This is a genomic window from Fictibacillus sp. 26RED30 (genome assembly GCF_015903845.1).
Lineage (GTDB): Bacteria > Bacillota > Bacilli > Bacillales > Fictibacillaceae > Fictibacillus > Fictibacillus phosphorivorans.
Genome location: NZ_JACZDV010000001.1, coordinates 1,790,444 through 1,804,104, shown reverse-complemented (window position 1 = coordinate 1,804,104; position 13,661 = coordinate 1,790,444). Strand labels below are relative to the sequence as shown.

The window sequence follows — 13,661 nt, the reverse complement described above, 5'->3', positions numbered from 1 at the left end:
TTAACAGATGAAAGCTAGAGACATGAGTGTTTTAGCGGGCGTTATTCTCATTATCGCCATGCTCGTCATACCAATGCCAACGTTTATGTTGGACTTCTTAATCATAACAAATATATCTCTGGCACTTTTAATCATATTGATTGCCATGAATACAACACAGCCTCTCCAATTTTCTATATTTCCGTCATTGTTATTGTTAGTGACGCTTTTCAGACTTGGGCTAAACGTTTCGACAACGAGGAGTATCCTTTCAACCGGAGATGCAGGAAACGTTGTACATACTTTCGGTGAATTTGTAGTTGGTGGAAATATTCTTGTTGGTATCGTTGTATTTTTCATTCTAATCATCATTCAATTTATCGTAATTACGAAAGGATCTGAACGTGTATCAGAAGTAGCGGCAAGATTTACACTTGATGCGATGCCTGGTAAGCAGATGAGTATCGATGCAGACTTAAACGCTGGCATGATTTCAGATCGGGAAGCGAAAGAAAGACGTGAAACGATTGAACGCGAAGCAGATTTTTATGGAGCGATGGATGGTGCGAGTAAATTTGTAAAAGGTGATGCTATAGCAGGTATAATCATCGTTTTGATCAATATGTTGTTCGGAATCATCATCGGAATGCTTCAGATGGGTCTAAGTTTTGGTGAGAGTGCAGAATTGTTTACAAGAATGACGGTTGGTGATGGATTAGTATCTCAGATCCCTGCGCTAATCATTTCAACAGCGACAGGAATTATTGTTACTCGTGCGGCCTCAGAAGGAAATTTAGGGTTTGATATCAGTAAACAATTGCTTGCATATCCTATCATGCTATTTGTTGCTGGCGGCACCATCATCATGCTTGGCTTGTTCACACCGATCAATGACTTTTTCACGATTACGATCGGAGGAATTTTAGCAATCGGTGGCTATCTTCTATTAAAAGCAGAACGTGAACAAAAAGTAAAAGAAGAAGTGGTGGAAGAGGATATTCAGACAGAACAGCTGAAAAGCCCTGAATCTGTTGTGAACCTTCTACAGATCGACCCGATTGAATTTGAATTCGGCTACAGCCTTATTCCGTTAGCAGACACTTCGCAAGGCGGTGACCTGTTGGATAGGATTGTTATGATCAGAAGGCAGCTTGCATTAGAACTTGGAATGATCGTACCGGTCGTTCGAATTCGTGACAACATTCAGCTTCAGCCGAATGAATACAGAATTAAAATAAAAGGAAGCCAAGTCGCAAAAGGTGAGCTGCTGTTGGATCATTATTTAGCGATGAGCCCAGGTATCGACGATGAAGAGGTGCAAGGTATCGAAACGATGGAACCAGCTTTTGGTCTACCAGCTATTTGGATCGGTGAAGAGATGAAAGAGCGAGCTGAATACTCAGGATATACAGTCGTAGATCCGCCGTCAGTCGTCTCGACGCATTTAACAGAAGTGATCAAGAAGCACGCACACGAATTGATTGGCAGACAAGAAACGAAACAACTTGTAGATCACTTAAAAGAATCGTATCCAGCGATCGTGGAAGAGGTAACTCCAGATGCTCTTACCATCGGAGAGGTTCAAAAAGTGTTATCAAAACTTTTACGAGAACGAATCTCAATTCGAAACTTAGCGGTAATTTTTGAAACGTTAGCTGATTTTGCAAAAATGACAAAAGATACAGATCTATTAACAGAGTATGTAAGACAAGGCTTATCCAGACAGATCTCAAAAAGCTATAGTAATGAAAATGAGCCTCTGCATGTTATCACACTTGGCGGCTCGGTGGAAAAGAAGATAGCTGATGCAGTTCAGCAAACCGAACACGGGAATTATCTGTCTTTAGATCCGCAAGATTCTCAAGTGATCTTTGACAGCATTACTACTGAACTTGAATCTGGGCGGGGTTTTGACCAATCTGTTGTTCTCTTATGTTCACCGGCTGTAAGAATGTATGTAAGACAACTCATTGAACGTTATCTTCCTGATGTCGCGGTTTTATCATACAACGAATTGGAACCTGAGCTCGAAGTGAAAAGTGTAGGGGTGGTGAACATCTGATGAAAGTGAAGAAATATACAGCGCAGAACTTGCCGGAAGCTATGAAATTAGTTAGAGCGGATCTGGGCAGTGGTGCAGTCATTTTAAATACAAGAGAGGTTCAAGTTGGCGGCTTCTTCGGATTTTTCACAAAGAAGAACGTTGAAATTTTCGCTGGATTGGATCAAGACGTAGATTATCATCCAACAAAGAACACTAACAAGAATAATGTGAAAGAAAAGCAACCTGTGTTCCAAGAAGAGGAGCTGACAAAGGAAATTCGTCAGCTGAAGAAGATGGTTCACTCTTTGACGGTACAATCAAAATCTGCAGATGATGCAGCTCCATTCATTAAAGAATGGGAAAATTTTCTTTTAAGTCAAGAAGTAGACTTAACAATAATCGAAGAACTCATCCCTTCTTTATCAAATAAATACGAAAGTCTCGATGAAATGGAGCGAGACAGCTATGACTGGAATACATGGATCAGCAGCTATTTAAGCGCAAGAATGGCTAAAAGCGAATTTGGCGGCTTTCATTATGAAACAAAATTCTTAAACTTAATCGGACCTACCGGTGTTGGTAAAACAACCACCATAGCAAAGATTGGAGCAAAAGCGGTTTTAAAAGACGGAAAAAAAGTAGCGTTTATTACAACTGATACGTATCGTATTGCAGCTATCGACCAACTAAAAACGTACGCTGAAATATTAAACATACCATGTGAAGTCGCTTATACTGCTGATGATTTTAAGAAGGCTAAGGAGAAGTTTGGAGATTATGATCTAGTCCTCGTAGATTCGGCAGGCAGAAACTTCTTAAATCGTTTTTACATCGAAGAATTGCAACGTATCATTCATTTTGATAAAGATATGAAAAACTATCTCGTTCTTTCTTTAACTTCAAAATACCGGGATATGGAGACGATTTATAGTCAGTTTAAGAGTCTGCCGGTTCATAAGGTGATATTTACGAAGAAAGATGAAACGACGACGTACGGTTCATTATTGAATCTTGCAATCTTAAACAGTGTACCGATCGGATATGTTACGAATGGCCAGAACGTACCTGATGACATGTTTGAGGCTGACGCGGATGAACTTGTTCAGGCTCTAGTAAAGGAAAAGCTACTTCATGCTTGATCAAGCGATAAGTCTTCGTAAACAATTAATCTCTGCCTCATTAAACAGTGCAAGAGTTATCTCTGTAGTCAGTGGTAAAGGTGGAGTGGGTAAAACGAACGTCACGGTGAATCTTGCTCTTTCCTTGGTTGAAATGGAAAAACGTGTGTTAGTACTAGATCTTGACATAGGTATGGGAAATGTAGATTTGATTCTAGGCAGAAGATCTGACAAGCATATGATGGATATGCTGCAGAATCAATTATCCGTATGGGAGATCATCGAAGAGGGTAAAGACGGACTTCATACGATTGCCGGCGGAAGGAATTTCGGTTCGCTTACAAGCATAACGGATGACATGTTGGTACATTTTATGAAGCAACTGGAAGAATTAGAGAGGTTTTATGACTTTATTTTTTTAGACATGGGTGCAGGTGCAACAGAAACAGCTTTAAAATTTGTACTTTCCAGTCATGAGATATTGGTGATAGCTACACCTGAGATCACTTCACTAACAGATGCATATTCTATGATGAAATTCATTTATATGAAAGATAAGGACCTGCCCTTTTACTTGGTCATCAATCGATATGAAAATGTGAGAGAAGGAAAAGAAACGGTTGAAAAGTTAAGTCATGTTTGTAAACAGTTTTTGCAAAAAGAGCTGATCTGTTTAGGTAAGATACCGATGGATCAGGATGTATTACATGCTGTAAAAAAACAGATTCCCTTTTCTATTCATAAACCTTCATCAATAGCATCCAGAGCTGTATTTCAGCTAGCGGAAACCTATGTTGGTACAGTAAAACAGCAAGAAGTATCTTATAAGTCTTTCATCGGTAAGCTAAAGTCATTTTTCAGAGAAAGGTAGATGCTGCATGAAACAGATCAGAGTGCTAATTGTGGATGATTCTGCCTTTATGAGGAAGCTGATCAAAGAGTTCTTAAGCGAAGATCCTAGAATTTTGGTGATCGATACAGCAAGAAATGGACAAGAAGCAGTTGAAAAAACACTAAAAATAAAACCAGACGTGATAACGATGGATGTTGAGATGCCCATTTTAAATGGGATCGACGCAGCGAGAACGATTATGAAGAGTTTTCCTGTTCCAATCATCATGTTATCTAGCACAACAAAAGTCGGTGCAGAAAATACGATTCTAGCTATGGAAGCAGGAGCTATTGATTTTATCGCTAAGCCATCAGGAGCAATATCCTTAGATTTACATAAGGTAAAGACTAGTTTGATAGAAAAAGTGATCGCTTCCTCTAAAGCGAATATTGTAACAAAAAAAGCACTGTTGCCTTATACACTTGAAAACAAAGCGCCTAAAAGATCAAACAGAATTGATCATAGAGAGAAGCTAGTCTTAATAGGTACATCTACAGGGGGCCCAAGAGCTTTACAACAAGTGATTACTAAGCTACCTATAGACCTGGATGCACCTGTTGTTGTCGTACAACATATGCCAGCAGGATTTACGAGATCATTAGCAGATCGATTGAATTCACTATCAGACATCTTTGTAAAAGAGGCTGAGCATCATGAACGGCTACAAAAAGGTCATGTTTATATCGCACCCGGCGGTTTTCATGTACGACTATACGAAAAAATGGGACGGTTATATGTTTCGTTAGATAGTGATGCTCCAGTAGGAGGTCATCGACCAGCGGTTAATGTACTTTTCAGTTCAGCCTGCAAGCTTAAAAACTATCAAAAGGTCGCTGTCATCATGACTGGAATGGGCTCCGACGGTACAAATGGAATCGTAGACTTAAAAGAAGCTGGTTCAACCGTAGTTATTGCGGAAGCTGAAGAATCTTGCATCGTTTATGGAATGCCAAAAGCCGCGGTTCTCACTAAAAAAGTAGATGAAGTTGTTCATTTAGAGTCAATTGGATTAGCTATTCAGAACCATTTGTAAATTAGGAGGAATTATACGATGGAAATGACACAATATCTTGACATATTCATTGAGGAAAGCAAAGAGCATTTACAATCTATTAATCAACAAGTGCTACTGCTGGAGAAAAGACCAGGAGAGCTTACAATCGTAAATGAGATATTTCGTTCTGCTCATACGTTAAAAGGAATGTCAGCTACGATGGGTTATGAGGATCTGGCCAATCTTACGCACTGTATGGAAAATGTTCTTGATGCGATTCGAAATAACAAAATAGAAGTTTCATCTTCTGTCCTAGATGTTCTATTCGCGTCGCTTGATCATTTAGAAGCGATGGTTGTGGAGATTTCAGAAGGTGGAAGCGGTAAACGTGATGTGACGAAGACAGTGAGAGATTTAGAGGCACTTGAAAAGGGAGAAGCTCCGAAGATGATTCAAGCTGAATCAAAAAAGGAAGCAGAGTCGTTACATGCTTATGATCAATATGAAAAGCAGATTATCATTCAATCAAAAGAACAAGGATTTAATGCTTACGAGCTTTCGATCTCATTAAGGGACGACTGTATCTTAAAAGCTGCAAGAGTATATATGGTCTTCGAAGTGATCGAACAGATCGGTGAGATCATAAAAACAATGCCAGCAGTAGACATGCTTGAAACAGAACAATTCGGAACTCATTTTACTCTTTCCATCCTCACGAAAGAGTCTGCCGAAAACGTAAAGGAACGTATCTTAAAAGTGTCTGAGGTAGATGTAGTAGAAGTGGTTGACATTCAAGCAGATAAACTCAACATCTCGTCAAACACTGAGAGCGACAAGAATGATAAATTAGAGCCACAAGAAGTGAAACTAGAAGATAAAAAAAGCGAACCTCAACAAACCTCAATTTCAGGAAGCAGCGGAAAAACGATTCGTGTCAATATTGAAAGGCTCGATCAACTCATGAACTTGTTTGAGGAACTCGTTATTGACCGAGGACGGCTTGAAGAGATATCGAAATCATTAAAAAGCATGGAACTCAATGAAACGGTTGAACGAATGTCTCGTGTTTCAGGAGACCTTCAAAATATTATCCTGACGATGAGAATGGTACCGGTAGAACAAGTTTTCAATCGCTTTCCAAGGATGATCAGAGGATTAGCGAAAGATCTCGGTAAAAAAGTAAACCTTGAGATCGTAGGTGCTGAGACTGAGCTTGATCGAACCGTAATCGATGAGATCGGTGATCCGCTTGTTCATCTACTTCGAAACTCAATTGACCATGGCATCGAAAACCCAGGGGAACGCTCTTCTAGAGGCAAAAATGAAACGGGGACCATCTATTTAAGAGCATTTCATAGCGGAAATCATGTGTTTATAGAGATTCAAGATGATGGAGCGGGTATAAATAAGCAAAAGGTATTGAGTAAGGGGATTGAAAATGGGGTCATCACGAAAGAAATGTCTGAAAATTTGACCGATAAACAGTGTTTTGAATTATTGTTCGCTTCAGGCTTTTCTACAGCCGATGTTGTTTCTGACATTTCAGGCCGTGGAGTGGGATTAGATGTTGTGAAGAATAAGATTGAATCGTTAGGTGGTTCTATCGCTGTCGATTCAACCGAAGGCTCTGGGACGATTTTTTCCATACAGCTTCCTCTTACTTTATCAATCATGTCAGTTATGCTCGTTGAAATAAGTCGTGAGAAATATGCGATTCCACTATCATCTATTATTGAAACGGCCATTATTAAGAAAGAAGATATTCTTTCAGCTCATAATCAGAAAGTGATTGATTTTAGAGGTAAAGTCGTACCGCTTGTAAACATGAAGGACATTTTTGAAGTCCCTGGTTCAACTGAAGCCAGTCAGCACGTTCCTGTAGTGGTAGTGAGAAAAGGTGACAAGATGGCAGCATTAGTCGTTGATTCGTTTATTGGACAGCAAGAAATTGTCTTGAAATCACTTGGTCAGTATTTGACATCTGTATTTGCTATCTCTGGTGCAACGATTCTAGGAGATGGACAAGTAGCATTAATTCTCGATTGCAATGCACTCATAAAATAAGGTGGTTAATCATGATGAATGAAGAAAAAGTGATCATATTTCAATTAAAAGATGAAGAATATGCAGTTCCTGTTCAGCACGTAAAATCGATTGAAAGAATGCAACCGATTACGAGAATTCCAAGAACAGTTTCTTTCGTAAAAGGGGTAATTAACTTAAGAGGAGTCGTTACTCCCATTATCGATCTGCGTTCACGATTCGAAATTGAAGAAGTAAGTCATACGGATACAACTCGCATCATCATTGTTTCAGTAGGTTCCATTGAAGCTGGACTGATTGTCGATGCAGCAAACGATGTAATCGATCTGGATAAAGAGTCGATCGAGCCTCCTCCTGAAGTAGTAGGTGGTGTAGATGCAGAGTATATCCATGGGGTTGCGAAGATTGAAAAGCGACTATTGATCTTGCTCGACCTTGTGAAGGTGTTGAATCCAGAAAAGTTGGATGTTCAACCTACAAAGGAGAGTATCCTTTAAGATGGATTTTTTAAGAATTCAGCCAATTCATCTGGATGTCTTACGAGAGATCGGAAACATTGGAGCAGGACATGCAGCCACAGCCTTATCAACGATGCTGAACAAAGCTGTTGATATGAAAGTTCCTTCAGTAAACGTGATCTCATTTGAAGAGATATCTGAGATGGTTGGCGGAGCAGAGAACGTTGTGGCATCTGTTTTCTTGAGAATCGTTGGCGATGCTCCTGGATGTATGTTCTTCATGCTTCCAGTTGAGCAAGCTGAGCAGCTTTTAGAAGACTTATTAATCGGCCAGACAGTGAAGTTAACAAACGGAGAAGAATCTGACATCTCATTATCTGCTCTTCAGGAAGTGGGAAACATTCTATCAGGCTCATATCTAACATCGTTCTCTGATTTCACAGGGTTGAATTTACAGCCATCAGTACCTGCAACAAGTATTGATATGGCAGGGGCGATCTTGAGTTTTGGACTTTTCGAAATTTCCACTGTGAGCGATTATGCCATTGTTATTGATACTGCTTTTACAGATATAGAAAGACAAGACGAGGTAAAAGGTCACTTCTTCTTATTGCCTGATCCTCTTTCCTTTTCAAAAATTTTTGAAGCATTAGGAGTTCCGTTGGATGAGTGAAATCATAAAAGTGGGAATCGCTGATATAAACATCGTTTCCCCTCCAAACACAATTAGAACAACAGGTCTTGGTTCATGTGTGGGCATTATACTTTTCGATCAAGTAAAAAAAATGGCAGGGATGGCGCATATCATGCTTCCGGATTCGTCTTTATCAAAAACTCCTACATTGAATGAAGGAAAGTATGCGGATACAGCAATCAAGAGTTTATACGACATGCTGATCAAGAGTGGTGCTAACGGAAAAGCGCTAAAAGCAAAAATTGCTGGCGGCGCGCAGATGTTTAAGTTCTCATCCGGAAGTGAAATGATGCGAATCGGCCCAAGAAACGTAGAACGTGTCAAAGAAGAGTTGTCTGCTCTGAAAATTCCTTTACTAGCAAGTGATGTAGGAGGCTCGAGTGGCAGGACCATTGAGTTCAATCCAGAGAACACATTACTAACGATTAAAACAGTTAATGCAGGAACGAAAGTAATTTAGAAGTTCACAAAAAAAACGAGGAGGATTACCATGACGGAGCCATCTTTAGTAGAAGAACAATCTTGCTGGGAAAAGTGGAACACTAGTCGTGATCGAGAAGCAGGTGACGAACTGATGCGTGCATATTTACCACTTGTCAATTATCATGTACAACGTATATCGGTTGGTTTGCCGAAAAGTGTTAACAAAGATGAACTCCGATCCCTCGGTATGCTAGGGTTATACGATGCTCTAAAAAAGTTTGAGCCTGAAAGAGACCTGAAATTTGATACATACGCATCATTTCGAGTTCGTGGTGCTATTTTGGACGGCTTAAGAAGAGAAGATTGGCTGCCAAGAAGTTTAAGAGAAAAAACGAAAAAAGTTGAAGCTGCCATTGAGAGGTTAGAACAAGAAAATCTGCGTTCTGTAAGCGCGAAAGAAGTTGCTGATGAATTAGGATACTCAGAAAATGAAGTAACAACCGTAATGTCTGAAAGTTTTCTTGCTAATGTATTATCGATCGATGAAGAGAATAAAGAAACAGAAAGTCGTGAAAAAGTAAGTTATACAATTGAAGATAAAAAAGCGATTACACCTGAAAATAGTTTGTTGCAAGAAGAACTTCATGGCGAACTTGCATTAGTGATCAAGGAATTATCTGAAAAAGAGCAGCTTGTAGTGAGTTTGTTCTACTTTGAAGAATTAACATTGACTGAAATCGGTCAAGTACTTGGTCTATCGACATCCAGAATATCTCAAATACACTCAAAAGCACTCTTTAGAATTCGACAGGTTCTACAACGATATATGTAAGGGGTAGGGATATGGATCAATGGTTTCATATTAAATATGAAGATAATGAAACGCAGGCTCTTTTATTAAAAAAAGAAGTTGAAATCCCATCTGGAGAAGTCACATTTTCGAGTCTTTTAGCTTGGATCGAATCAAAAGGTATACGACATGGAATTCGAAATGAAGTATTGAGTTTGATAGCAGAGAATCTAGATACATTTATTTTCCCGGCTGAAATCGCAAAAGGAAAACAACCGAAGGACGGAGAACCTGCAAGACTTATACCGTCTATCTCAAATGAGAAAGTTGTTACGATCAACGAAAATGCGAAGCTGGATTTTAAACGACTTTTTACAATTCCAACAGCTGAGTTCGGAGAGATCCTAGCAAGAAAAGTAAATGCTACAGAAGGCATCGCAGGAATAAGTGTTTTCGGAAAAGTGCTACCTGCAAAAAACGGAAATGATCTGCTAGTGAAAAATGGTATGAACACCGTATTTAACGAATCAGAGCAATGCGTTTATGCTTCAGCAAGCGGGGAAGTAACCTTTCAAAAGAACAGAGTAAATATTTATCCCGTTTATCGAGTGGATGGAGATGTTTCCTTAAAAACTGGTCATATAGATTTTGTTGGAAATGTTCATATAACGGGCGATGTTCCTTCCGGATTTAAAATATCAGCAAAAGGTGATGTGAGGATCGAAGGAGTCGTAGAAGCAGCAGATATCACTACAGACGGAAACGTTGTTATCGGTGGTGGTGTCTTAGGCCAAGGTAAAGGAACGATCCGTTGTGGGGGAGACTTTACTTCACTGTATATTAGTCAAGGAAATGTCTACGCCAATGGAAATATAATGGTAGCTCAAACGATTCTACACAGTCATTGTGAGGCAGAATTGACTGTTACATGTACAAGCGGAAAAGGGAATATATCGGGTGGTACATGTATTGCTGGGAACGGAATATCAGCGATTGATATAGGCAATGAAACGTACTCCAAAACGCTATTACACATAAAAACAAATGCTAAAATGGAGAACGATATCGTAAAATACGAACAAAAAATTCTTGAACTGCAAACAAATTTAGAGAAATTAAATCATTTAAAGACTGTGTTGATTCAGAAAAATTCAGAACGACAAACGATTAATCGTATCATTAATACAATCTCTCAAGCGAAACACGAAATCGTTGACCTACAAAAGAAAATCCAAAGATGTAAAAGTTCTTCAAACTCATCTATAAATATTAAAGGCACGCTTCACCCTAATGTTGAGATCTGTATTGGAAAATACAAACGAAAAATTCAATCTCCATTTAATGCTGCAAAAGTATTTATAGAAGAGAAAGAAATTGTTGTTCACTCCCTATAAGAATTGGATGTGGATGCTGTGAGTCTGAAATTAATAGAGCTTCAAGTTGCAATTCCAAGAACAGTTGATGCGTCAAAAGCAAGTCTGGATCTAATGAACAGAGGACTTCTGCAACAACAGCAGACCACAGAAGAAATACGTAAGAAAGACAAGAATGAATCGAAACGGGTCAATCAGAAAGAAGCTGCTGAGGCAGGCTTGTTTCAATCAAATCACCAGCAAGAAAAGACGAGTTCAAGAAGTCAGAGTCATCCTTATAAAGGAAAGAAAATTGATTATACAGGTTAGGATGAATGTGATGTACGCCTTAGTTTTTCTAAGTTTATTATTAAATGTAATCTGTCTTTATGCTGTTATTAATTTGCGCAAAAAACTACAGCAGCAGAGTGACTCAAATGACACAAGAATAAGTGAAGAGGTAGAAGAACTTCTGGAGTTGTTCTCAGAAGATATGAAGCTTGAAAATGAACGTTTGCATAAGATGATTTTAAAATTCACAGAAGAGCAACAGCAGAAAGATCATTCGACAGTGATTAATGAGACTTCTTCAGTCGAATCTGAAGAGACCCAAATTGACAATACTTCTCTAGAGGATCACTTATCTAAAGATACGAACGAAGTATTAATATTAGCTCAAGAAGGATATAATGCTGAAGAAATTGCAAAAATGCTGCAAAGAGGTAAAGGCGAAGTAGAGTTACTTTTAAAATTTTATCGATAACAAGCAAAAAGACTTGCAGAAATTGCACGAAACATGTTATATTATTTCTCGGTGTTAATCACACACGTTTGCGGATTTGAGTAATGTGGTGCTGACTAAGTCAGTTATTGCTCAAAGGTGAAACAAACGGAGGTAAACAAACCTAGGAGGTGCCATTATGGCAGTAATTTCAATGAAACAATTGTTAGAAGCTGGTGTACACTTTGGTCATCAGACTCGCCGTTGGAATCCGAAAATGTCTCGTTACATTTTCACAGAAAGAAACGGTATCTACATCATCGATCTTCAAAAGACAGTAAAGAAAGTTGAAGAGTGCTACAATGTTATGCGTAACATCGCAGCTGATGGTGGAAAGATCCTTTTCGTAGGAACTAAGAAACAAGCTCAAGATTCAGTAAAGGAAGAAGCTGAACGTTCTGACATGTACTACATCAACCAACGTTGGTTAGGTGGAACATTAACAAACTTCGGTACAATCCGCAAGCGTATCAACCGCTTAAAAGATCTTGAAAAAATGCAAGAAGACGGTACTTTTGAAGTACTTCCTAAGAAAGAAGTTATTCTTCTTAAAAAGGAAATGGATCGTCTTGAAAAATTCCTAGGCGGAATTAAAGACATGAACAAGCTTCCTGACGCATTATTCGTAGTTGACCCTCGTAAAGAGCGCATTGCGATTGCAGAAGCTCGTAAATTAAACATCCCGATCATTGCTATCGTTGATACGAACTGTGATCCGGACGAAGTTGATCACGTTATCCCTGGTAACGATGATGCAATTCGTGCAGTTAAACTTCTTACTGGTAAGATGGCAGATGCTATCATCGAAGCTAACCAAGGCGGAGAAGAAGTAGCAGAAGCAGCTGAAGAAGAAACTACTGCTTAATTAAATGGAATGCTCAAGGGTGGTAGAGGGGATGACCCTTTATCACCCTTTTTATGTAAAAGCACAACTAGCACTACATATCCCATAAGGAGGCAAAAAAACATGGCTATTACAGCACAAATGGTTAAAGAATTGCGTGAGAAAACTGGCGCAGGTATGATGGATTGTAAGAAAGCATTAACTGAAACAGATGGTAACATGGAGGCAGCAATTGATTACCTTCGTGAAAAAGGGATCGCGAAAGCTGCTAAGAAAGCTGACCGTATCGCTGCAGAAGGTTTAACTTCTGTAATCGTTGAAGGGAACAAAGCAGTAATCCTTGAAGTAAACTCTGAAACAGATTTCGTTGCAAAAAACGAAAACTTCAAAAACTTAATCGCTGAACTTGGTAACCACTTGTTGGCTACAGAGCCTGCTTCTGTTGAAGATGCATTGGCTTCTGAGTTTAACGGAACTACTGTAAATGACTACATCAACGCTGCAATTGCAAAAATCGGTGAAAAACTAACTCTTCGTCGTTTCGAAATCTTGAAAAAAGACGACAATGCAGCATTCGGCGCATACCTACACATGGGTGGTCGTATTGGAGTTCTTTCAGTTGTTGAAGGGACTACAGAAGAAGAAGTTGCCAAAGACGTTTCTATGCACGTTGCAGCAGTAAACCCTAAATACATCTCTCGTGACGAAGTTAGTGAAGAAGAAGTATCACGTGAGCGTAAAGTGTTAACTGAACAAGCACTTAACGAAGGAAAGCCTGAAAACATCGTAGCTAAAATGGTAGAAGGACGTCTTGGTAAATACTTCGAAGATATTTGCTTAAACGACCAATCTTTCATTAAAGATCCAGACCAAAAAGTAGGTAAATATGTAGCTTCCAAAGGTGCTACTGTTAAAGCCTTCATTCGCTTTGAAGTAGGAGAAGGTCTTGAAAAGCGTGAAGACAACTTCGCTGAAGAAGTAATGTCTCAAGTTAAAAAGTAAGCACAGTTTGAAAAAGAGGGGAGCACGTTGTGTTCCTCTTTTTTTACAGAAATAACCTTGGTTTTTCAATGGCTATACTTTCAAATGTTTTTCTTTAAAAGTTTCTACAGAACATCATTGCAAGTTGATTGGAGTGTAAGGTGCGAGACTCCTGGGGGATCAGCGGGACAGGTGAGACACCTAATGGCACAAAGTGCCAAGGTAGCTCACCGCACGCCCCCTGGAAAGCGAGCACCTGAAACGGAAA

Annotated in this window: 14 protein-coding genes; all 14 read left to right on the top strand. The window is 39.2% G+C overall.

The window, feature by feature from the left end:
- Positions 1–7 precede the first annotated feature (7 nt).
- The 14 genes from flhA to tsf all read left to right on the top strand — a co-directional run bounded on the left by flhA (position 8) and on the right by tsf (position 13,414).
- A complete protein-coding gene (gene flhA / locus IHV11_RS09165; RefSeq protein WP_197127732.1) occupies positions 8–2,041 on the top strand; it encodes a flagellar biosynthesis protein FlhA in 2,034 nt (677 codons plus the stop codon).
- A complete protein-coding gene (gene flhF / locus IHV11_RS09160; protein ID WP_197194429.1) occupies positions 2,041–3,162 on the top strand; it encodes a flagellar biosynthesis protein FlhF in 1,122 nt (373 codons plus the stop codon). The genes flhA and flhF overlap by 1 nt, the downstream gene beginning before the upstream one ends.
- Complete coding sequence (locus IHV11_RS09155; protein ID WP_197194428.1) at positions 3,155–4,012, top strand: MinD/ParA family protein; 858 nt, start codon at positions 3,155–3,157, stop codon at positions 4,010–4,012. Before flhF ends, IHV11_RS09155 begins: the two co-directional genes overlap by 8 nt.
- A gap of 7 nt (positions 4,013–4,019) precedes the next feature.
- Positions 4,020–5,066 (top strand): protein-glutamate methylesterase/protein-glutamine glutaminase, encoded by a 1,047-nt coding sequence (locus IHV11_RS09150; protein WP_197194427.1) that lies wholly within the window; start codon positions 4,020–4,022, stop codon positions 5,064–5,066.
- A gap of 18 nt (positions 5,067–5,084) precedes the next feature.
- Positions 5,085–7,091, top strand: coding sequence for a chemotaxis protein CheA (locus IHV11_RS09145; RefSeq protein WP_197194426.1), 2,007 nt, complete (start codon positions 5,085–5,087; stop codon positions 7,089–7,091).
- An 11-nt stretch (positions 7,092–7,102) separates the two neighbouring features.
- The gene (locus IHV11_RS09140) at positions 7,103–7,567 is read left to right on the top strand and encodes a chemotaxis protein CheW (RefSeq protein WP_231618138.1); all 465 of its coding nucleotides are present in this window, start codon (positions 7,103–7,105) and stop codon (positions 7,565–7,567) included.
- A 1-nt stretch (position 7,568) separates the two neighbouring features.
- Positions 7,569–8,201, top strand: a complete 633-nt coding sequence (locus IHV11_RS09135; RefSeq protein WP_197194425.1) for a chemotaxis protein CheC — start codon at positions 7,569–7,571, stop codon at positions 8,199–8,201.
- Complete coding sequence (locus IHV11_RS09130) at positions 8,194–8,682, top strand: chemotaxis protein CheD (RefSeq protein WP_197194424.1); 489 nt, start codon at positions 8,194–8,196, stop codon at positions 8,680–8,682. Before IHV11_RS09135 ends, IHV11_RS09130 begins: the two co-directional genes overlap by 8 nt.
- Positions 8,683–8,712: 30 nt before the next feature.
- Positions 8,713–9,477 carry a FliA/WhiG family RNA polymerase sigma factor gene (locus IHV11_RS09125; RefSeq protein ID WP_197127739.1) on the top strand — a complete coding sequence of 255 codons (765 nt, stop codon included), beginning with the start codon at positions 8,713–8,715 and terminating at the stop codon, positions 9,475–9,477.
- Positions 9,478–9,488: 11 nt separating this feature from the next.
- Positions 9,489–10,829 (top strand): DUF342 domain-containing protein, encoded by a 1,341-nt coding sequence (locus tag IHV11_RS09120; protein WP_197194423.1) that lies wholly within the window; start codon positions 9,489–9,491, stop codon positions 10,827–10,829.
- 18 nt (positions 10,830–10,847) lie between these two features.
- Positions 10,848–11,117 carry a hypothetical protein gene (locus IHV11_RS09115; protein WP_197194422.1) on the top strand — a complete coding sequence of 90 codons (270 nt, stop codon included), beginning with the start codon at positions 10,848–10,850 and terminating at the stop codon, positions 11,115–11,117.
- A gap of 10 nt (positions 11,118–11,127) precedes the next feature.
- Positions 11,128–11,550, top strand: a complete 423-nt coding sequence (locus IHV11_RS09110; protein WP_197194421.1) for a DUF6115 domain-containing protein — start codon at positions 11,128–11,130, stop codon at positions 11,548–11,550.
- A 157-nt stretch (positions 11,551–11,707) separates the two neighbouring features.
- Entirely contained in the window at positions 11,708–12,433 is a 726-nt protein-coding gene (gene rpsB, locus IHV11_RS09105) for a 30S ribosomal protein S2 (RefSeq protein ID WP_137789641.1), read from the top strand.
- Positions 12,434–12,535: 102 nt separating this feature from the next.
- Positions 12,536–13,414 carry a translation elongation factor Ts gene (gene tsf / locus IHV11_RS09100; protein ID WP_197127743.1) on the top strand — a complete coding sequence of 293 codons (879 nt, stop codon included), beginning with the start codon at positions 12,536–12,538 and terminating at the stop codon, positions 13,412–13,414.
- Positions 13,415–13,661: the final 247 nt, after the last annotated feature.

Excerpts from the sequence above, each read along its gene's own strand:
- flhA (WP_197127732.1), top strand. The coding sequence starts at position 8 with ATGAAAGCTAGAGACATGAGTGTTTTAGCGGGCGTTATTCTCATTATC.
- flhF (WP_197194429.1), top strand. The coding sequence starts at position 2,041 with ATGAAAGTGAAGAAATATACAGCGCAGAACTTGCCGGAAGCTATGAAA.
- IHV11_RS09155 (WP_197194428.1), top strand. The coding sequence starts at position 3,155 with ATGCTTGATCAAGCGATAAGTCTTCGTAAACAATTAATCTCTGCCTCA.
- IHV11_RS09150 (WP_197194427.1), top strand. The coding sequence starts at position 4,020 with ATGAAACAGATCAGAGTGCTAATTGTGGATGATTCTGCCTTTATGAGG.
- IHV11_RS09145 (WP_197194426.1), top strand. The coding sequence starts at position 5,085 with ATGGAAATGACACAATATCTTGACATATTCATTGAGGAAAGCAAAGAG.
- IHV11_RS09140 (WP_231618138.1), top strand. The coding sequence starts at position 7,103 with ATGATGAATGAAGAAAAAGTGATCATATTTCAATTAAAAGATGAAGAA.
- IHV11_RS09135 (WP_197194425.1), top strand. The coding sequence starts at position 7,569 with ATGGATTTTTTAAGAATTCAGCCAATTCATCTGGATGTCTTACGAGAG.
- IHV11_RS09130 (WP_197194424.1), top strand. The coding sequence starts at position 8,194 with ATGAGTGAAATCATAAAAGTGGGAATCGCTGATATAAACATCGTTTCC.
- IHV11_RS09125 (WP_197127739.1), top strand. The coding sequence starts at position 8,713 with ATGACGGAGCCATCTTTAGTAGAAGAACAATCTTGCTGGGAAAAGTGG.
- IHV11_RS09120 (WP_197194423.1), top strand. The coding sequence starts at position 9,489 with ATGGATCAATGGTTTCATATTAAATATGAAGATAATGAAACGCAGGCT.
- IHV11_RS09110 (WP_197194421.1), top strand. The coding sequence starts at position 11,128 with ATGTACGCCTTAGTTTTTCTAAGTTTATTATTAAATGTAATCTGTCTT.
- rpsB (WP_137789641.1), top strand. The coding sequence starts at position 11,708 with ATGGCAGTAATTTCAATGAAACAATTGTTAGAAGCTGGTGTACACTTT.
- tsf (WP_197127743.1), top strand. The coding sequence starts at position 12,536 with ATGGCTATTACAGCACAAATGGTTAAAGAATTGCGTGAGAAAACTGGC.